The organism is Methyloceanibacter sp. (genome assembly GCF_041573655.1).
Classification (GTDB): domain Bacteria; phylum Pseudomonadota; class Alphaproteobacteria; order Rhizobiales; family Methyloligellaceae; genus Methyloceanibacter.
Window position 1 is genome coordinate 1 of sequence record NZ_JBFFQD010000010.1, and the last position, 19,510, is coordinate 19,510.

Annotated in this window: 14 protein-coding genes and 1 other RNA gene; 8 read left to right on the top strand and 7 right to left on the bottom strand. The window is 63.9% G+C overall.

Annotated features, from left to right (window positions below):
• The 3 genes from ABY454_RS03975 to ABY454_RS03985 all read right to left on the bottom strand — a co-directional run.
• Positions 1-438, bottom strand: a 438-nt coding sequence (locus ABY454_RS03975) for a protease modulator HflK (protein WP_372928880.1), incomplete at its 3' end; no start/stop codon positions are given.
• Positions 439-603: 165 nt separating this feature from the next.
• Positions 604-1,146 carry a dihydrofolate reductase gene (locus tag ABY454_RS03980; protein ID WP_372928881.1) on the bottom strand — a complete coding sequence of 181 codons (543 nt, stop codon included), beginning with the start codon at positions 1,144-1,146 and terminating at the stop codon, positions 604-606.
• A complete protein-coding gene (locus tag ABY454_RS03985) occupies positions 1,143-1,937 on the bottom strand; it encodes a thymidylate synthase (RefSeq protein ID WP_372928882.1) in 795 nt (264 codons plus the stop codon). The genes ABY454_RS03980 and ABY454_RS03985 overlap by 4 nt, the downstream gene beginning before the upstream one ends.
• A 258-nt stretch (positions 1,938-2,195) precedes the next feature.
• Here ABY454_RS03985 and ssrA point away from each other — a divergent pair.
• The 3 genes from ssrA to glsA all read left to right on the top strand — a co-directional run bounded on the left by ssrA (position 2,196) and on the right by glsA (position 5,193).
• Positions 2,196-2,580, top strand: a transfer-messenger RNA (tmRNA) gene (ssrA, locus tag ABY454_RS03990).
• A 53-nt stretch (positions 2,581-2,633) separates the two neighbouring features.
• Entirely contained in the window at positions 2,634-3,176 is a 543-nt protein-coding gene (locus ABY454_RS03995; RefSeq protein ID WP_372928883.1) for an SspB family protein, read from the top strand.
• 148 nt (positions 3,177-3,324) lie between these two features.
• Complete coding sequence (gene glsA, locus ABY454_RS04000) at positions 3,325-5,193, top strand: glutaminase A (protein WP_372928884.1); 1,869 nt, start codon at positions 3,325-3,327, stop codon at positions 5,191-5,193.
• Here glsA and ABY454_RS04005 read toward each other — a convergent pair.
• Positions 5,190-7,100 carry a sensor histidine kinase gene (locus ABY454_RS04005; RefSeq protein WP_372928885.1) on the bottom strand — a complete coding sequence of 637 codons (1,911 nt, stop codon included), beginning with the start codon at positions 7,098-7,100 and terminating at the stop codon, positions 5,190-5,192. The genes glsA and ABY454_RS04005 overlap by 4 nt on opposite strands.
• Positions 7,101-7,316: 216 nt before the next feature.
• Between ABY454_RS04005 and fumC the strand changes: the two genes are divergently transcribed.
• On the top strand, positions 7,317-8,738 hold the full coding sequence (gene fumC, locus ABY454_RS04010) for a class II fumarate hydratase (protein WP_372928886.1): 1,422 nt from the start codon (positions 7,317-7,319) through the stop codon (positions 8,736-8,738).
• A gap of 14 nt (positions 8,739-8,752) precedes the next feature.
• Positions 8,753-8,992, top strand: a complete 240-nt coding sequence (locus ABY454_RS04015; protein ID WP_372928887.1) for a ribbon-helix-helix domain-containing protein — start codon at positions 8,753-8,755, stop codon at positions 8,990-8,992.
• Here ABY454_RS04015 and ABY454_RS04020 read toward each other — a convergent pair.
• The 3 genes from ABY454_RS04020 to ABY454_RS04030 all read right to left on the bottom strand — a co-directional run bounded on the left by ABY454_RS04020 (position 8,989) and on the right by ABY454_RS04030 (position 15,547).
• On the bottom strand, positions 8,989-13,539 hold the full coding sequence (locus ABY454_RS04020) for an AsmA family protein (RefSeq protein WP_372928888.1): 4,551 nt from the start codon (positions 13,537-13,539) through the stop codon (positions 8,989-8,991). The two genes, ABY454_RS04015 and ABY454_RS04020, sit on opposite strands and share 4 nt — an antisense overlap.
• Before the next feature lie 100 nt (positions 13,540-13,639).
• A complete protein-coding gene (locus ABY454_RS04025; RefSeq protein WP_372928889.1) occupies positions 13,640-15,049 on the bottom strand; it encodes an FAD-binding oxidoreductase in 1,410 nt (469 codons plus the stop codon).
• A 117-nt stretch (positions 15,050-15,166) separates the two neighbouring features.
• Complete coding sequence (locus ABY454_RS04030) at positions 15,167-15,547, bottom strand: hypothetical protein (RefSeq protein ID WP_372928890.1); 381 nt, start codon at positions 15,545-15,547, stop codon at positions 15,167-15,169.
• A gap of 156 nt (positions 15,548-15,703) precedes the next feature.
• On the opposite strand from ABY454_RS04030, the gene ABY454_RS04035 reads away from it, so the two are divergent.
• Genes ABY454_RS04035 through ABY454_RS04045 form a run of 3 tightly spaced genes read left to right on the top strand, consistent with a single transcriptional unit; the run spans position 15,704 to position 19,507 of the window.
• On the top strand, positions 15,704-18,067 hold the full coding sequence (locus ABY454_RS04035; RefSeq protein ID WP_372928891.1) for a UvrD-helicase domain-containing protein: 2,364 nt from the start codon (positions 15,704-15,706) through the stop codon (positions 18,065-18,067).
• Positions 18,054-18,608 carry a gamma-glutamylcyclotransferase gene (locus ABY454_RS04040; RefSeq protein WP_372928892.1) on the top strand — a complete coding sequence of 185 codons (555 nt, stop codon included), beginning with the start codon at positions 18,054-18,056 and terminating at the stop codon, positions 18,606-18,608. The genes ABY454_RS04035 and ABY454_RS04040 overlap by 14 nt, the downstream gene beginning before the upstream one ends.
• On the top strand, positions 18,605-19,507 hold the full coding sequence (locus ABY454_RS04045) for a 50S ribosomal protein L11 methyltransferase (RefSeq protein WP_372928893.1): 903 nt from the start codon (positions 18,605-18,607) through the stop codon (positions 19,505-19,507). The genes ABY454_RS04040 and ABY454_RS04045 overlap by 4 nt, the downstream gene beginning before the upstream one ends.
• Positions 19,508-19,510: the final 3 nt, after the last annotated feature.

The following is a 19,510-nucleotide window of genomic DNA, read 5'->3' on the forward strand; positions in this document are numbered from 1 at the left end:
CAGCATCAGGCTCTCTTCGGGCACGTCGCGCACGGAGCGCGTCGATCCGCGGTCCGAGGACCCGCGCATGCCGATCTCGATGCGGTTGATCCGCGTGAACTTGGGCAGTTCCACCTCTTCGATCGGGTACGGCAGGCGGAAGTGAAGGCCAGGCTGCAGCTGGCGCACATACTCGCCAAAGCGCAGGACGATGCCGACCTCGTCGGTATTGACGCGCACGGTGAAGGCAAAGATGCCGATCACCAGAACCAAGAGCAGCCCGAGCACGCCGGCAAGCCAACCACCCATGCCGCCGCCGGGCATCGCTTGGCGGAGCCGGTCCTGGCTCTTGCGCAAAATCTCTTCAAGGTCTGGCTGCTGACCGCCGCCAGGGCCGCCGGGCCGCGGACCCCAAGGTCCGCCATTGCCGCCGCCGCCGCTCTGATTGCTCCAAGGCATATTATATATCGTCCCGATTTAGTGTGGGGGCCGCGCGTGTCCTGAGCCCTTAGCAGCGCGCCAATCGCAGGGAAGATTAGGCGCACCAAAATGGCGGAACCGCGACAAGAGTCCCGGGGGTTATAGGCGTTTCACCAAAGGGGCGCAATCCGGGCTCGGGCAGGGTTAAGACCCCACGATCCGCTCCAAAACCACAATACTGAAGTCGTGGTCGTCCTTGGGGCCGGCCTCATGCGCTTCCCGGAACACTTCGCGCCACGCGGTCTTATCGAGTTCCGGAAACCAGGTATCGGCCTCCGGAGAGGCATGCACCTCCGTCAGATAGATGCGGCCCACGAGCGGCAAGACCTCGCGGAAGATGTTTTCTCCGCCGATGACCGCGATCTCCTCCGCGCCGGTTTCCGCGCAGGCGCCCCGGGCGACCTCAAGCCCCTCTTTCAGGCTCCGCGCGAGAACCACCCCTTCCGGCACCGCGAAGCCGTCATTGCGGCTCAGCACGATGTTGAGGCGTCCGTCGAGGACCCGCGGCAGCGAGTTGAACGTGCGGCGGCCCATGATTACGGGATTGCCCATGGTCACCTTGCGGAAGAACTTCATGTCGGAGCGCAAGTGCCACGGCAACTCGCCGCCGCGCCCGATGGCGCGGTTCTCGCCCATGGCCACGACCAGCGCGATGACAGGATCTTGCGGCAAGGCCTGTTCGCTCACACCGCCACCTCGGCACGGATCGCCGGGTGCGGATCGTAGCCGATCAGCTCGAAATCCTCATAGGCGAAGTCGAACAGCGACCTAACCTCGGGATTTATCTCCATGCACGGCAACGCGCGGGGGCTACGCGACAACTGCTCGTCCGCCTGCTCGATGTGGTTCGAATAAAGATGGACGTCGCCAAAGGTGTGCACGAACTCGCCCGGCTCCAGCCCGGTCACCTGCGCCACCATCATCGTGAGCAGCGAATAAGAGGCAATGTTGAAGGGCACGCCAAGGAACACATCGGCGGAACGTTGGTAAAGCTGACAGGATAGGCGTCCCTGGCCAATATAGAATTGGAACAGGCAGTGGCACGGCGGCAGGGCCATTTTGGGAATCTCGCCCACGTTCCAAGCGCTGACGATGTGCCGGCGCGAATCGGGGTCGCGTTTGAGGCCTTCGACCAAAGCCGAAATCTGGTCCACGGTCTCGCCCGAGGCCGTCGGCCATGACCGCCATTGGCGTCCGTAGACGGGTCCGAGCTCGCCTGTCTCGTCCGCCCACTCATCCCAAATGCTGACGCCATGCTCCTTGAGGTAGCGGATATTCGTCGAGCCTTGCAGGAACCAAAGCAGCTCATGCACGACCGACTTCACGTGCAGCTTCTTGGTGGTCACGAGCGGAAAGCCGTCGCTCAGATCGAATCGCATCTGCGCCCCGAAAAGGCTCAGCGTGCCCGTGCCGGTGCGGTCCTCTTTGCGCAAGCCCTCATTCCGAATGCGGGCCAGAAGGTCGAGATATTGGCGCAACGTGGTCCCATGTGATTCGAAGGAGCCAATCTTAACTCTGCGGGTGGGCCCCGAGTGAGACTCGGCCCGTCCCGCTCCGTTGTCGATAGACCCTGGGACAGGCGCATTCAATGCGTATTCTGACAGTTGTCCTCGGCGACATGCGGGCCATGAACGTGCGCGCCTTAGCCTTTCCGGGGCACCATTTGCCCCTGACTTAGGCAAGCCTCTGGGCGCCCAGCCGATTCGCGGCCTTTTGGCTGGGGGTTTTCAATCAACAATCTTTTTTTTGCCGCTCCGGAGGCCTATATTCGAGGTGCTGGCGCAAGCTGGCTATGGCGATAAACGGGCGACGTAATAAGCCATTCGGACCCGGGGGCGGTACCCGGCGCCTCCACCAGGTTTCAGTTCCTCTTAAGATGAGGCGGTGCGATGCAGACTGAAACGTGGCGGGGGCGAAATAGGCTCGACGAGGGTGTAAAGGTCGTACTTTCGCTCGGCATGGTATCCGCCGTTATCGGGCCAAACCAAATAGTTGCCAATGACAACTATGCGGAGGCACGTCTCGCTGCGTAGTCAGCGCGATAGCCTAAATTAAGTCCTAGCCTCCTCGCAGGGGTTAGGCGCGGTTTCGGAGGGCACCGGGCAACAGAAGCCCTCCACTTGACTTGACGGGGTGTCCTGCCTCACGTCGCGTAATCTGGAGCGACGCCATCTATGGCAGACGAAGAAATTAGATACGACCTACTGACACAGGACGCGCTTCGCGGCGTGGTTCGTGACGTCTTGACTCAGGTCAAGCGCGACGGTCTTCCGGGCGAACATCACCTCTATATCGCCTTCGACACGTGTGCGGACGGCGTGTCCGTCTCCAAGCGCCTGAAGGAGCAGTATCCGGAGGAGATGACCGTTGTCCTCCAGTACCAGTTCTGGGACCTGGAAGTGACGGACGAACGCTTCGAGGTGAAGCTGTCCTTCTCCAACGTGCCCGAACGTCTCGTGGTGCCGTTCAGCGCGGTGAAGGCGTTCTACGACCCGTCGGCGCAGTTCGGGCTCCAATTCGGCAAACCCGGCGCGGCCAACGACTCGGCACGGCAGCATATGGCGTCCGCCCTCCCCGACCTCGTGGGCGACCGGCCTGAAGAGGCCAACAACTCGGATTCGGCTCCGGAGGAGTCCGGCGATGGGGATAGCGTCGAAGTGGTCATGTCGCGGCCGCCGGCCGAAGTGGTGCAGCTCGACAGCTTCCGTAAAAAGTAACTGCTCTCCCCAAGGCGTCCTGCCCAAATTTCAGGCAATGTGTTCGAGCCGTTTCGCGGTCAGGGGCGCATATCCAGTCTTTGGGTCTGGCACGGATTCTGCCTAAAGTACCCCACGCGACTTGGACCTTTGGGGGACGCTAGACAGGATGGACGCGATTTCCGACGCGGCCTCGGCCCGGTGCACAGCTCTTGCTCCGATCGAGGAGTATCTCGCCGATCTTCACGCGCGGGCGTCGCGGATCGAAGGTGGCGCGCCGGCGGACTACATTCCCGAACTCGGCAAGGTCGATCCTGACCTTTTGGGCATCGCCATCGCCACGGTGGACGGACAGGTCTATGGGGCGGGCGACATGGATGTCCCCTTCACCATCCAGTCCGTCTCCAAGCCCTTCATGTACGGCTACGCGCTCCAGCATTACGGCCGCGCGCACGTGCTCCGACAAGTCGGCGTGGAGCCGACCGGCGAGGCCTTCAACTCGATCGTGCTGGACGAGGTCGCCAATCGCCCTTTCAACCCGATGGTGAATGCCGGCGCGATCGCCATTGCCGAGATGATGCAGGGCGACACGCAGAATGCGCGCGTCGCGAACATGCTCGAGTTGTTCTCAAGCCTCGCGGGACGCAAGCTGGACATCGACGAGGACGTTTTTGCTTCGGAGCTCGCCACCGGGCACCGCAATCGTGCCATCGCCTACATGATGCTCAACACGGCGATGATTGAACATGACCCGAGCGACGTCCTCGATCTGTACTTTCGCCAATGCTCGCTCAACGTTACCGCCACCGACCTTGCCGTCATGGCCGCGACACTCGCGAATGACGGCACAAATCCCATCACCGATCAGAGTATCTACGACACCCAATATGTGCGCGATATCCTGACCGTGATGAACTCCTGCGGCATGTACGACTATGCCGGCGAGTGGGCCTACGATGTCGGCATGCCCGCCAAGAGCGGCGTTTCAGGCTGCATCATCGCGGTCATCCCAGGCCAGATCGGCATTTGTGTCTACGCGCCACCCATAGACAAGCAGGGCAACAGCATTCGCGGCATCCGCGTATGCCACGCGATTTCCAACGATTTCCAACTTCACGCCTTCAACAATCGCACCAATGTGCGCACCGTCATAAGGCGTGATTACCGGGCAAACGTCGTCCGCTCAAACCGCCTGCGCACACTTGAGGAGCGCACGGTCCTCGCCGAGAAAGGCCGGAAGGTCGCAGTCCTCGAGGCGCAAGGCGCGCTGTTCTTTGGCTCTACCGAGCAGCTGCTTCGCAAAATGTCTCAGCTGGCCTCGGACTCCGACTATGTAGTCGTTGACTTCAAGCGCGTTCATCTCGCCGATGCGTCTGCGTGCAAGCTCATCGTGCGTGCCGTGCGCGCCATGGCGCAGAGCGATACGACCCTGGTTTTTGCGTCGATCACCGATGATGGGCCGCTGGACCGGCTGACGCGCGCGCTGGCCGAAAGCGAGGAAGGTCACAATCTGCGACGGTTCCGCGACGCAGACACTGCAGTCGAATGGTGCGAGGACCAGCTCTTGGCAGTCGCGGGTTCGGACTTCGGCACCAAGTTCTCGCTCTCGCAGATCAACCTGTTCAAGGGGCTCACCCAGGACGAATGCCGTCTCGTGGAATCCGTCGTAAGGCCACTTGTCTTCGACAAGGGAGACGTGATCATGCGTGAAGGCGATCCCGCCAAGCTATTCTTCGTCCTGGCACGCGGCACGGTGAGTGTTGAGATCAAGGTTCATGGCAACAGCGAACGGCGTAAGCGCGTGGCATCGATCGGGCCCGGGCTCACATTCGGGGAGATGGCGCTGCTCGACGGCGGAACGCGCTCCGCGGATATCGTCGCCAATGAGAAGGTGATTTGCTACGGCCTCGGGGTCGAGGAACTTCACGAGCTGTCCGAGGAGCACCCGAACGTCATGATCACAATTCTGAGCAATTTGACGCGGGAATTCTGCGAACGCCTGCGCCATGCCAATGAGGAAATCAGCGTCCTCGACTAGGCCGCCGGCGCCTGCACGGCCGGCTTCGCCGCCCGCGGTTCGTTCGATGGCGTGAGCGGCACGTTCAATTCCACATAAAGCCCCGCCTGCCTAAACTCGAGCTTGGTTTCTCCACCAAGATTGTGGCGAATGCCCTTGTCGATGAGCTGCGTGCCGAAGCCAGTCCGCTTGCGCCTCTGCGGAACGGACGGCGCGCCGCGTTCTTCCCAGGCAAGGAGAAGCCGGTTGCCGCGGGCCTTCTTCCAGGTCACGCCGAGCTGACCGGTGTTCTGCGATAGCGCGCCATACTTCACGGCGTTGGTGGCAAGCTCGTGGAGCGTCATGGCGAGGATCGACGTGCATTGCGGCGGCAGCAATATGTCCGGCCCCTTGATGACGATCTTCGGTCCGCCGTCGCGGCGGTAAGGATCGAGCTCCCGTTCGACCATCGCCTTGAGGCTCGCGCCCGACCACTGGGACTCGAGCAGAAGATCGTGCGCCCGATGCAAGGCCTGCAACCGCTCGGCAAGCGTCTGCGCCATCACTTGCGCCGGTTTGGTCGTAGCTTGGCGCAAGCTTGCCTGCACCAAGGACTGCACGATGGCGAGCGCGTTCTTGACGCGATGGTTGAGCTCGCCGACCAGCATGGTCTGCCGCTGCGCGGTGCGCCGGCGCTCGGTCACGTCGCGGAACACGAGCACGGCGCCGGCCAACGTCCCGTCTTGCCCGACGATGGGCGCACCGCTGTGCTCCACCGGCAGTTCCTTGCCGTCACGCGTGAGCAGAAGCGCGCCTGACTCCAGTCTCGCGACCGCGCGCTCGCGCAGCGCTTTGAGCGCCGGGTCGTCGACAGGCTTGCGCGTGACTTCGTCAACCACCCGGAAGACCTCCCAGATGGGGCGCCCGCGCGCTTCCGCCGCCGTCCACCCGGTCAACTCCTGAGCGATCTTGTTGAGCAGAAGCACGCTGCCGTTCGGATCGCAGGCGATGACGCCGTCGCCAATCGATCCGAGCGTCGTGGACAGCCATTCGCGTTGGCCGCGCAAATCCACCAGCGCCACTTGGCGATCGCCGTCGGCCCGCCGGACAGCTCCGATCGTGGCCCAGGCGAACAGAGCGAGCACAACGATGTTCGCCACCGCGAAGATGGTGAGCGTCGCCGCACTGTCGTAGAGCGACTGCACCTCGGCTTGGCGCGCGAACCAGCCAATGATCAACGGCACCACGAGAATGCCGGGCAAGAGGCGGCGCAGCATCTCGCCCGCAGGCGACGGCTCGATGATCGCGGAGGCAATGCCGTGCTCCGGCGAGGCGGCGATCAAACCGAAAGCGAGCAGCGCCGCGCTGATCGCGCCATAGGCCGACAGCCTCATGAACGGGAAGGAGTCGTCCTGCGGCATGACGCCATAGGCTTGGCCTGCGACCACGATGAGGACCTGCACCAGCATGGCCAGGGCGACGATCTGACTGAACAGAGACAGCGTCGGCCGGCGCTTGGCATAGAGGAGCCCAAGCCCGAAGAGGATCAGCGAGCCCGTGACGCCCGGCGCCGTGCGGGTCAATTGCTTTGGGGCGTCGCCGGGTGGCACAAGGGCTTCGTCTATCCCCAGCCGGTAGCCGATCAAGTCCTGGCTGAAGATGAGCAGGCCCATGAGGACGAGAAACAGGCCGATGAGACGGGCGACCGGCCGCAAGCGCCGAAGCGTGAGACACAACAGTCCGAGGGCAGCGACAATCACGCCGAGCGCGGCCGTGGGCGTCATCCCGACAAGGCTGGGCATGACATCGCTCGGGATGATCTCCAGCCACATGGCCAGAACCACCTCGCCGATGATGCACACGAGAAGCGCAGCAAGCCGCGCAACGTCCACCGATGCGTCGGCCGCGCGCGGAACCGGCAATGAAATATGACTCGATGCTGCCGTCACTCGCCTTCCTCGCCTGGCCTCCCAGCAACGCCCCCCGCAGGCAGCTTGGACGCTCCGAGGACAAAAGCCCCAAAAAAGATCGCGACGAGTCCGGTTCTCTCACCCTCTCGCGCGATGTTATAGCCTAGGCCCCAGACCCCCGATAGCCAATCGGCGACCGCCGCCAGGCACACGGGCTGCCAGAATACCAAGACTGCCAAAAAGGGAATTGCGACCATGCCTCTAGCTGACGGCCCCCAGTCCTCCGCCGCACCTCGTACAGAATCGGACGCTTTCGGCCCGATCAAGGTCCCGGGCGACCGCTATTGGGGCGCCCAGACCGAACGCTCGCGGCAAAACTTCAAGATCGGCGATGAGCACATGCCCGCCCCCCTGATCCGCGCCATGGCCCTGGTGAAAAAGTCGGCGGCACTGACCAATCTGGAGCTCGGGCGTCTCGACAAGACCCTGGCCGAGGCGATCGCCACGGCGGCAGACGAGATCGTGGACGGGAAGTTCGATGGCCATTTTCCTTTGGTGGTTTGGCAGACCGGGTCCGGCACCCAGACCAATATGAACCTGAACGAGGTGATCGCGAACCGCGCCAGCGAGATCTTGGGCGGAAAGATCGGCAGCAAGTCGCCGGTTCACCCCAACGATCACGTCAACCTTGGCCAGTCCTCGAACGATACATTTCCGACGGCAATGCACATCGCGGCGGCCGAGGAGATCGCTTACCGGCTCAATCCCGCGATGTCCCGCCTCTTCCAGGCCCTGAAAGACAAGGCCGAGGCGTTCCAGGACGTGCTCAAGATTGGGCGCACCCATATGCAGGACGCGACCCCCTTGACCCTGGGGCAAGAATTCGGCGGCTATGCGGCGCAGGTTAGCAACGGCATCGAGCGGACGAAGATGACGCTGCCCGGGCTGTACGAACTCGCCCAGGGCGGCACCGCCGTGGGCACCGGGCTCAATTCACATCCGCGCTTTGCCGATCTCTTCGCGGCCAAGATCGCGGATCTGACGAAGCTCCCCTTCATCAGCGCGGAGAACAAATTCGAGGCGCTGGCCGGGCATGACGCCTTCGTCTTCGCCCATGGCGCGCTGGCCACGGTGGCGGCGTCGATGTTCAAGATCGCCAACGACATTCGCCTGCTCGGCTCCGGACCGCGCTCCGGCTTCGGCGAACTCTTGCTTCCGGAGAACGAGCCCGGCTCGTCGATCATGCCGGGCAAGGTGAACCCCACGCAGTGCGAGGCCGTGACCATGGTCTGCGCGCAAGTCATGGGCAACCAGACAACGGTCGGCTTTGCCGGAACCCAGGGGCATTTGGAACTCAACGTGTTCAAGCCGGTGCTGGCCTACGCGCTTCTCCAATCGATCCGGCTCTTGGGCGACGTGGCCGACAGCTTCACCAAAAACTGCGTTGCAGGGATCGAAGCCAATCGTGAGCGGATCAAGGAACACTTGGAACGCTCATTGATGCTGGTCACCGCGCTCGCCCCGCATATCGGCTACGACAAGGCGAGCGAGATCGCCAAGCAGGCGCATAAACGCGGCACAACGCTCCGCGAGGAAGCGGTGCGGCTCGGCCATGTGAGTGAGGAGGACTTCGACCGCCTGGTGAAGCCTCAGGAGATGGTCGCGCCCAAGGAGTGACGATCACGCCGTTGATGACAAAGGCCCGCAACAAGCGCTCGCTGACGATCGCCAGACACCGCACCAGCGTGTCCTTGGAGGAGCCGTTTTGGACCGCGCTCGCAGCGCTTGCCAAGCAACAGGGCAAATCAATCGCGGAGCTTGTCGGCGAAATCGACAAAGCGCGTAGCGGGACAAGCGAAGCGGAGAGCCTTTCCGCCGCGATCAGACTCTATGTCCTGGAACGCGCGCAGACGAAAGACGATGCGCTCTAGCGGCCACCGAAAATGGGGTAGTTCTTCTTCCAGGCGTCGGGCGCTTCCCTCTTGCGGCGGTAGCGCCGTCGCGCGGGCTCTTCGGCTGTCTCCCCTTCCACCGCGTCCACGCCCTCTGGACCTGCTTCGCCTGAGAGAACCTCCGCGATCGGATCCGTTGCCGCATCGCTGGACGGCAATTCGGACGGCAAAATCGCGCTCGGCACCGTTGCCGCAGCGTTGGCTTCCGCAGCGGCCTTAGCCTCCGCTTCGATGCGCGCGCGGGCGGCACGGTCCGCAGCAGCTTTTGCCTCCGCAGCGGCACGCTCTTTCGCTGACTTCTCCGCCGCAGCCTTTGCCGCGGCGGCGGCTTTGGCATCGGCGGCAGCTTGTGCCTCTGCCGCGGCCCGCTCCTTGGCGGCCTTCTCCGCCGCAGCTTTGGCTTTCCGTGTGGCTTCTGCTTCAGCTTTCGCCTTTGCCTGCGCGGCGGCCTTGGCTTCTGCAGCCGCTTTGGCTTCCGCTGCGGCTTTTGCCTCAGCGGCGGCGCGCTCCTTGGCCGCCTTCTCCGCCGCAACCTTCGCTTTTCGTGCAGCCTCTGCTTCAGCCTTTGCCTTTGCCTGTGCGGCGGCTTTGGCTTCCGCTGCAGCTTGTGCCTCGGCGGCGGCGCGCTCCTTGGCTGCCTTCTCTGCTGCCGCCTTCTCTGCGGCCAATTTGGCTTCTCGTGCGGCTTCGGCCTCGGCCCGTTCGCGCGCAGCCTGCTCTTCCGCGGCTTTTGCCTCGGCGGCAGCTTTCGCTTCGGCAGCAGCCTTTGCTTCGGCGGCGGCTTTGGCTTCTGCGGCAGCCCGTTCCCGGGCCGCCTGTTCCTCGGCCTCTTTCGCCTTTTGTGCAGCTTCGGCTTCGGCCTGTTCGCGCGCGGCGCGCTCCGCTGCGGCCTTTGCTTCGGCGGCGGCTTTGGCTTCGGCCGCGGCCTTTTCCGCCGCAGCGCGCTTCGCCTCGGCATCGGACGCAGACTGCCCCGTCACGTCCAGCGTCTCCAAGCGCTCGACATCCTCTTTCAGCCGCCGGATCGTCAGATAGCTCTCGATGGCCGCCGTATCGATCACAGGCGTGATGCTGTCCGTTTGATCGAGCGGACCGGCGAGCGCCATGGTCACCGGCGGCACATCCTTGTTGTCCGCGCCGGTCAGTTTCACTTTCCACTCACTGTCGAGATCGAGACTTGCAAGCTCCACATGAGCGGTGAGGCCGGTGTCAGCGCCCTTCCCTGCAAGCGTCGCAGGCACAAGGCGTAAGGTGCCGTTCTCCACCTCTAGCGCAATGTTCACAGGTGCGTACGCGTACGTTCCTTTTGGAAGCGTGTCGCGGATCTTCTTGGTGTCCGCGTCGATCTCGGCCTTGGTGGCTTTGATTTCGGTCTTCGCCGCTTTGGCTGCAATTTGGCGCAAGGGCCCCGACTCAAGCGCGAAGAGCTTGCCCGCTCTAAGGGACAGACTGCCGTCTCCGCTCAACCCGGCGACGATGCCGGGCGGGCTGAGGCCCTCCCCTTCGACGCCAAAGCCGAGATCGAACGGACCTTCGGCGAGTTTCTTGCCGGCAACGCCTTGCGACAGCTCTTCGAGGCTAGCGCCTTGCAGTTTGGCTTGCGCCGTGAGCGCCGCGCCGTTGCCGCGCGGCGACAACGTGCCGGAGGCGGCAAAAGCGCCATCGAATAGCTGGCCATCCAAGCCGGTGACGGCAATCCCATCGTCATCGACGCGCGCATTGAGCGTGGCGCCCTTGACCTCGAAGGGCGTGCCAAGCATGAGCGTCTTGGCGTTCAGCGTGACGTCGCCTTGCGCCTGGTCGATGATGTCGAGCGCGAACCCGCGCGCAGGCCAGACCTCCGCCGTGTCGGCGCTGATGGTGCCGAGCATCTCTTCGGTCTCCGACGAGCGCTCCCAGGCCACGAGGATCCCGAGCACCGCCGGAAGCGACACACGGTCTGCGTTCGCGGCAATTTTGAATGTCGTCTTGGCCCCGTCGCGCTCGAACCGCGCGTTGCCTTCAACGGCGTCTCCGCCGATTCTGGCCTTGACCTGCTCGAGCTCGATCTCGTCCCCGTCCTTGGCGATGTTGGCGCTCACGGTGAGCGGCACACCCGTCGCGCTGGGCGGTGCATCGAGACCAAAGAGCGGAATGGCCAGGCTCGCATCTTCCGTGGCAATCGAACCGAAGCCATTCAGCGTCACGCCATCGTCCGTCAGCGCGCCTTGGCCCTCGACGGCCAGTTGCATGGCGCGGGTTACGAGCGACGCCTTGCCGGTGAGCTTACTGCTCGGCACGCCCGCCACTTCCACGGACAGCGTGCCTTCCGTGCCGGCGGCCGCCGAAAGCCTGTCTTGGGGCAATTGCGGAAACAACAGCGCAAGCAAGGCTTGCGGCCGGTCACCTGTGACACTGCCGGCGATATCGATCTCCGCGTCCGCGAGCTTCGCCGGGCTTCCCGTGGCGTGCGCGTTAAGACCGATGTCGGAGCCGCCGATCTTGCCGCTCAACTCCAGCGAAGCCTTGGTCGCCGTCTCGTTGCGCGCGGCCACGAGACCGGCTTGCACATCGAGCGGCACCAGCGCCGAGAGCTGCTTAGAGCCGCTGACATCCTCGGAGAATCCGAATAGCTCGGACAGGACGCGCACGCTTTCGGTTGTCTCAGCCTGCAACGTCACGTCCACGCGTCCTTGCGGGGCGTCTGCCACGTTTTCGATCCTGCCCTTGCCGTTGAGGGTGATGGCGCCGGGGGCCAGAAAATCCAAAGCCTCCACGTCCAGGGTCCCGCCAGCCAGGGTCAGCTTCGCGTCGAGCTTGCCGGGTGGAATATTCGGCAGAAGGAGTTCGCCGACCTGAAGCGTGGCGCGCACGTCATCGTCGCGCAGCTGCGTCAGAAGGTTACCGCCTCCGCTTTGCGGCGCGGCATCATTGCCGCCGTCCGGCGACAGCCAGGCGCTCCAAATTGGACCGTCGCCCAGCATCTCCCGCAGATCCATGCGATCGCTGTCGAGGTTCACTTCGATTAGGTTTTTGTCGCCCGCCTGGTAGTTGAGCCGGCCACGGAACTTCGTGCCGCTCACTTCGCCAAGCGCGTCGGCAAGCTTGAGCTCCCCATCGCCGACGGTGGCGACAGCCGAGAGCGAAAACTCTCCAATAGAGGTGCGCCCCGACACGGTGCGATCGCCGGCCGCCCACCGTGTCAGTGCGCGCAAGCCCGACCCGTCGACCTCGACCGGCCCTGAGAAGAGCGCACCAAAATCACCTTGGCTGAGCTTGCCGGAGACCGCGACGCGGTTGTCGCCGGGCAGGACCGCCTTCAGCGTCTCGATGGTGACGGCGCCATCGCGGCTCTGCAGCTTCATTTGAAGATCGCCAACGAGGTCGCCGCCAAGCCCGGCCTGCTCGATGTCGACGGTGAGCTTGCTTTCGCCGCTGCGCTGGGCTTCGTCCAAGAGCCACTCGGCAAACATGTACAGCACGGCAGCGGGCGATGGCCGCTTCTCGTCGGTCGGAGTGCCGAACAGAGTATCGAGATCGATCCAACGGGCGGCGAGTTGGCCTACCGTCTTGGACGGCTCACCGAACTCGACGGCGAGATTGCCCTTCAGGATCTGCGGGCGGCCATTGGCGTGAATGGTGAGATCGAACTCTGGCAACTCGGCCCTGTCCGGCGACGCTTTTAATGCGCCTTTCAGTTCGACGAAGGACGCCGTATCGCGCGGACCGCTTGGCGTGGGCGTCTCAGCCGGATCACCGGGTTGCGCCTCGGGCTTCTGCGCCGCGAAAACGGCCTGCGGGTCGGTCATCCGCATCAAAATGCTGCCGTCATAGGCCGGCTTGCCGCCAAGCCCCGTCACTTGGCCGTCGATCCGGTAGGTCGTCGAACGGTCGGGATCGCGCAAGGCCGCCTTGAGGCGGAACTGACCGGCGTCCATGACCCCCGTCGAAAACCGCAAACGCTGGCGGCGGTCGTCGAAGTCGTATTCGGCGGACACCTTGTACGGGCCCGACAAGGACGCGGCGCTGGCTTCGCCGTCGATATTGTCGAAGACGAATTTCTGAACGCCGTCCTTGAGAATCTCGACGGTGCCGCCGCTGACCTGCACGGAGTCGAGCAGCACATCCTTAGGCGCGAATGGCGCGGGCACGCCGGGCCTGCCGACATCGCCCCAATTGCCGGTTCCGTCCTCGTTGACCTCAAGTCGCAAGGTCGGATCGACAATGGTGAGGTGGTGCGCCTCGACGGCGCCCGTCAGGAGCGTACCGACATCGAGCTTCGCCTCCAGCGACTTCGCCTCCAGGAACGGGCGCTCCAAGCTGCCGTTCTGGTCCGCCACCTTGACGTCGTCGAATTTGAGCTCGGGCGCTGGAAGCAGGATGAGATGCACCTGGCCGTCGACCTTGACGTCACGGCCAAGCAGCTTGCCCGCCTGTTCTTCAAAGGCCGGCCGGTAGTCGTTCCAATCGATGAAGAGCGGCGCAGCGAAGAGCGCGCTCAGCACCAGAATGAACAACGCCGTGAGTGTGAGCAGAAGCGAGTTCACCGATGTCTCTGCCTAAGGCTCGGTAGCAGGCGCATGATCCCACGAAAAAACGACAAAGGTGTTAGCCGCGTCTGGCGCCCCCGAAGCACCCTTAACGCCTCTATCGTAACGCAAAAATCTTGCCAGGATTGAGGATATTCAACGGATCGAGCGCCTTTTTTATGGCAATCATCACGTCCACGCCAAGGCCGTGTTCCGCCGCCAAATAGCCGATCTTCCCTTGGCCGATCCCATGCTCGCCCGAGCAGGTGCCCTCGAATCGAAGCGCCCGCTCCACCAGGTGGTCGAGAAACTCCTGGACCCGGGCACGCTCACTCTCGTCGGCCGGATCGATCAAGGGCATTACATGGAAATTCCCGTCGCCCACATGGCCCACGATGGGGGCCAGCAGCCCCAGCCTCTCAATATCCTGCTTCGTTTCCGCAACACAGGCGGCGAGCGCGGAAATGGGCACGCAAACATCCGTGGCGATGAGATCGGTGCCCGGCTTCAGTCCTCGCGCCGCCCAGTACGCGTCATGGCGGGCTTGCCAAAGCGCGTTGCGGTCCTCCTGGCGCTCAGCCCAGTGGAGTTCACCGCCCCCTTCCCCTTTGGCGATGCCTGCAAACATCTCCACCTGCTCACGGGTGCCGGCCTCCGTGCCATGGAACTCCAGGAACAGCGTCGGGCTTTCAGGCAAAGTGAGATGCGAATAGGCGTTGCAGCCTCTGATCTGCACTTCGTCGAGGAGTTCGATCCGCGCGAGCGGCAGCCCCATCTGCAGCGCGGCGATGGTCGCATTGCACGCGCCCTCCAGCGATTGAAAGGTGCCCACGCCCGAAAGAATGGTTTCGGGGATGCCGAATAATTTCAGCGTCAGCTGGGTGATGACGCCGAGCGTGCCTTCCGATCCGATGAGCAGCCGCGTGAGGTCGTACCCGGCGGACGATTTTCGTGCCCGTCCCCCGGCCGTGACGATGCGGCCGTCGGCGAGAACCGCCGTCAGCCCGAGTACCAGGTCGCGCATCGTCCCGTAGCGCACCGCGTTGGTCCCGGACGCGCGGGTCGCCGCCATGCCGCCGAGGCTTGCGTCGGCGCCGGGGTCGACCGGGAAGAACAGGCCCGTATCGCGCAAATACGCGTTCAGCTGTTTCCGTGTGACGCCCGGCTGCACCACGCAGTCGAGATCGGCCTCGTGCACGGCGAGAATGCCGTTCATGCGGGACAGGTCGAGCGAGAGACCGCCGCGCGGCGCATTCAAGTGCCCTTCGAGCGAGGTGCCGGTGCCGAAAGGGATCACCGGCACGCGCGCGGCCGCACAGGCCTTGACCGCCTCGGCGACTTCCTCGGTCGTCTCGGCGAAGAGCACCGCGTCGGGGGCCTGCACCTTCAGCCAGGTCAGCGTGTTGGCATGTTGCTCGCGCAAGGCTTGGCTCCGCGAGAAGCGGTCGCCAAAACGCGCGGCAAGCTTTGCGAACAGCGCGTCCTTGTCTTCGTCTGCGGGATTTGTCTCTGCCGTGAGTGTCGTCATAGCGCCCAGTTTATAGGCAGTCGCGGCAGAAAATCAGGGGGCTTGTGAGCCTCACGCCCGCCCGCGCGCATCGTCCGTCAAGCCCGCCGGAGTCTGACGGTATGTATGATGCGAAGGCTAGTTGCCGCAGGCGACAGCGCCGGCGGTGCACACATAGGGCACGACCACGCCCTTCCAGCACTGGGCGTAGGTCTTCGACGTCACGACATCGGGCTTAAGCAGCATGTCCGGGGTGACCACCGGACGCACGGCCTTCCAGAACGGATCGGGTTTGACCTTCCTGGGCCTCAGCGTCACGTAGCTCCAGCCACGCCGGCGCTTGACCTGATTGGCCGTGTCGATCGCATTCTGATACGCAGCCCGCGCCGCCGAGGCCTTCGACTCGGCGCTGTTGGTCGCCTTGACCAACTCGCAGCCTGCCTCAGCCGGCTGAAGTCCCCCGAGCCACAAGATTGAAAAACCTAGCAACACGAAGCCTTTCTTCAATGCTCGAAGCATTTCGACCTCCAGAAATATAATTGATCCTCGGCAATGCCTCATTTGCCACTCTGTGTGGGGGCCCGCAAGTCTTCCGGAAAACAATTCCGTGAGTGTTGTAAATCCTCCCCACCCCCCTGCCTTCCGCCAGACGCACCGGTGCTATAATTCTGGTTCATGTCCAAGATTCGCGCATCCGCCGCCGAGGCGACCCCCCTCCCCGAGGACACCGAGGGCGAGAGCCAGGCGGACGAGCCTACAGCCTTGCCCCTGTCCCAGCGCGCCATGCGGCGGCGCCCCGCCGACTATCTGGAGGCGCTGAATCCGGAACAGCGCGACGCCGTCGAGAGCCTCGACGGCCCCCTCCTGGTGCTGGCCGGCGCGGGGACCGGCAAAACGCGCGTCCTGACGACGCGAATCGGCCACATCTTGAGCCAGGGCCGCGCCCGGCCCGGCCAGATCCTCGCGGTGACCTTCACCAACCGGGCGGCGCGCGAGATGAAGACACGGGTCGCCGAATTGATAGGCGGCGTGGTCGAAGGCATGCCGTGGCTGGGGACGTTCCACGCCATTGGGGTGAAGATTTTGCGTCGACACGCGGAGCTGGTCGATCTCAAGTCGTCCTTCACGGTGCTCGATACCGACGATCAAATCCGGCTGCTCAAGCAATTGCTCGCGGCGGAGAATATCGACGAGAAACGTTGGCCGGCGCGACTGCTCGCCGCCATGATCGACGGCTGGAAGAACCGCGGGCTCACACCTGCCCGCGTGCCGGACGGCGAAGCTTTCGGTTTCGCCAACGGTAAGGGGCGCGATCTCTACGCGCTCTATCAGCGCCGGCTCAAAGAGCTGAACGCCGCCGACTTTGGCGATCTCTTGCTGGAGAACTTGCGGCTGTTCCAGGAGCACCCGGACGTGCTTGGGAAATTCCAGAATCGCTTCACCTACATGCTGGTGGACGAGTATCAGGACTCCAACGTCGCGCAATATCTGTGGCTGCGCCTCCTGGCGCAGGGCACCAGTAATATTTGCTGCGTCGGTGACGACGACCAGTCCATCTATGGCTGGCGCGGCGCGGAGGTGGACAACATCCTGCGCTTCGAGACCGACTTCCCCGGCGCCAAGGTGATCCGGCTCGAACGCAATTACCGCTCGACGGGTCATATCCTCGCGGCTGCCTCCGGCCTCATCGCCCACAACCAAGGGCGGCTCGGCAAGACGCTGCACACCGAAGGCGACGAAGGCGAGAAGGTCGTGGTCGAGGGCTGCTGGGACGACGAGGAAGAGGCCCGCGTCATCGGCGAGGACATCGAGCAGCTGCAGCGCGACGGTCATGCGCTCAACGAGTTCGCCGTTCTCGTGCGCGCGTCCTTCCAGATGCGCGCCTTCGAGGACCGCTTTATCACGCTCGGCCTCGACTACCGCGTGATCGGCGGCCCGCGCTTCTACGAGCGCCAGGAAATCCGCGACGCGACGGCCTATTTTGAAGTGACGCTGAACCCGTCGAACGATCTGAAGTTCGAGCGCATCATCAATACGCCACGCCGGGGCTTGGGCGACGCCACGTTGAAGGCGCTGCACCAACTCGCCCGAGCAAACGGCGTTCCCCTGACGCAAGCAGCCAGGCTGATCGTCGAGACCGAGGAACTGAGGCCGAAGCCGCGCAAGGCGCTTGCCGATCTCCTTGCGTCCTTCGACCGCTGGCGCTCGCTCGTCGACACGATGCGCCACACGGAGCTCGCCGAGCTGATCCTCGATGAATCCGGCTACACCGCCATGTGGCAGGCGGACCGCTCCCAACAGGCGCAAGGGCGCTTGGAGAACCTGAAGGAGCTGATCCGCTTCATGGAGGAGTTCGACACGCTCGCGGGCTTCATGGAGCATGTCTCGCTCGTCATGGACGCGGCGACCGAAGAAGGCACCGACCGGGTCAACCTGATGACGCTTCATTCGGCCAAGGGGCTGGAATTCGACACCGTGTTCCTGCCCGGCTGGGACGAAGGGCTCCTGCCCCATCAGCGCAGCCTCGATGAGTCCGGACGGTCGGGCCTCGAAGAAGAGCGGCGGCTGGCCCATGTGGGGCTGACGCGCGCGCGCAAGCGCGCCAAGATCACCTTCGCGCAGAACCGGCGCAATCACGGCATGTGGCAAACGGCGGTGCCGTCGCGCTTCATTGATGAGTTGCCCGTCGACCATGTGGAGGTCGCCGAGGACAAGGGCCTGGGCGGTTACGGGCCGAGCCGGTTCGAAAACGCCGAGACCCTGTTCGCGAGCGGCGCCTACGAGACGCCGGGCTGGCAGCGCGCCCAACGCAATCGCCAAGGCGGGAGTTCGGGGCCCCGGCGCGAGCCGCTCACCATCGAAGGCTCACTGGTCGCCGCCAGTACGGCGGAAGGCTCAGGTGTCGATGTCGGCGAACGCATCTTCCACCAGAAGTTCGGCTATGGCCGCGTCGCCTCGATCGACGGCAACAAGCTCACCGTCGATTTCGAGAAGGCTGGACGCAAGAAGGTGGTCGACACCTTCGTTGAGCGGGTGTGACGCGAACCCCATGTGGCTGTTCGGCTATGGCTCGTTGATGTGGGACGGTTGGGAGACGGCGTATACTTGCGCGCGGCGCATGCCCGCCGACCTCCCCGGGCACGCCCGCGTCTTCAATAAGAAGTCTCTGGAGCGTTGGGGAACACATGCGCGGCCAGGATTGACACTTAATCTGGCGCGGACCGGCGCCTGCCGGGGCATGGCCTTCGCCTTTGACGATGGCGCGCGCAGTGACATCGAGGCTTATCTCAACCATCGGGAGACCTGCGAGGCGACGGAAGTTGCCGTGAGGCTGCCGGACGGCACCGAGGTTGGGGCACTCACCTATATCTATGGCGGCCCCCGGCTGATCGACGAGGATCTCTCATTGCACGCGCGCGCGTCGATGATCGTGGAGGCCTCAGGCATTGCCGGATCGAGCTACGCGTACATCAAGGGCGTGCGCGAACATCTCACCGAACTCGGCGTCACCGATGCGGCGGTGGATGAGCTGTGGCAGGCCGTGGCCACATTAAAGGATGGAGCGCGAGACCGAGAATGACGAAAGCCTCCCTCACCTATCGCGCCACTGTGGAAGCGGCGCCACTGGCCGCAGTCCGGATCGCGGAAGTCCTCGATGAAGTCGACGATCCGTCCGCCCTCTCGGTCAGCTTCTTCGAACTCGGCACGGGCACTTACGAAGTCTCGGCGCTTTATGGGAACCGCCCGGACAAGACCGCGCTCGAGGCATTGATCGAGGCGGCCGCTGATAGCGAGCCCGTCGTGCCGCTTCGCGTCGAAGAGCTTCCGCCGACGGACTGGGTGACACTCAGCCAAGGACAGCGCGGTCCGGTGCGCGCCGGGCGTTTTCTGGTCCATGGCAGCCATGATCGGGACGCGGTTGTACGCAACCTCTTCACGATCGAGATCGATGCCGACCAAGCCTTCGGCACGGCGCATCATGCGAGCACGCGGGGCTGTCTTCTGATGCTCGACGCGCTCGCCAAGCGCGGGCACCCCGACCTCGTGCTCGACCTTGGCACAGGGACCGGCATTTTGGCGATCGCCGCCGCACTCGCCTTCGACCGGCCCGTCGTGGCGACCGACAACGATCCCGTGGCCGTCAGGATCGCCAACGACAATGCGGAGAAGGCCGGGGTCGCGCAGCAGGTGCATGCGCTTCAGGCCGACGGCCTCGCCCACCCCAAGCTGCAGCGCCTCTCCCCGGACCTCATCATCGCCAATATCCTGGCCGGGCCGCTTTACGATTTGGCGCCGGGGCTGGCCCAGACCCTTCAGCCGGGCGGATTCATCATCCTGTCCGGGCTGACAGCAGAGCAGGCACCCGGCATCCAGGCACGCTATGGCGCCCATGGCTTCGTCCTGGAAAAGCGAATCATTCTCGATGGATGGGCGACCCTGCTGCTCGGGCGTCGGAGCGCAAGGATTTTGTCTGATTGATCG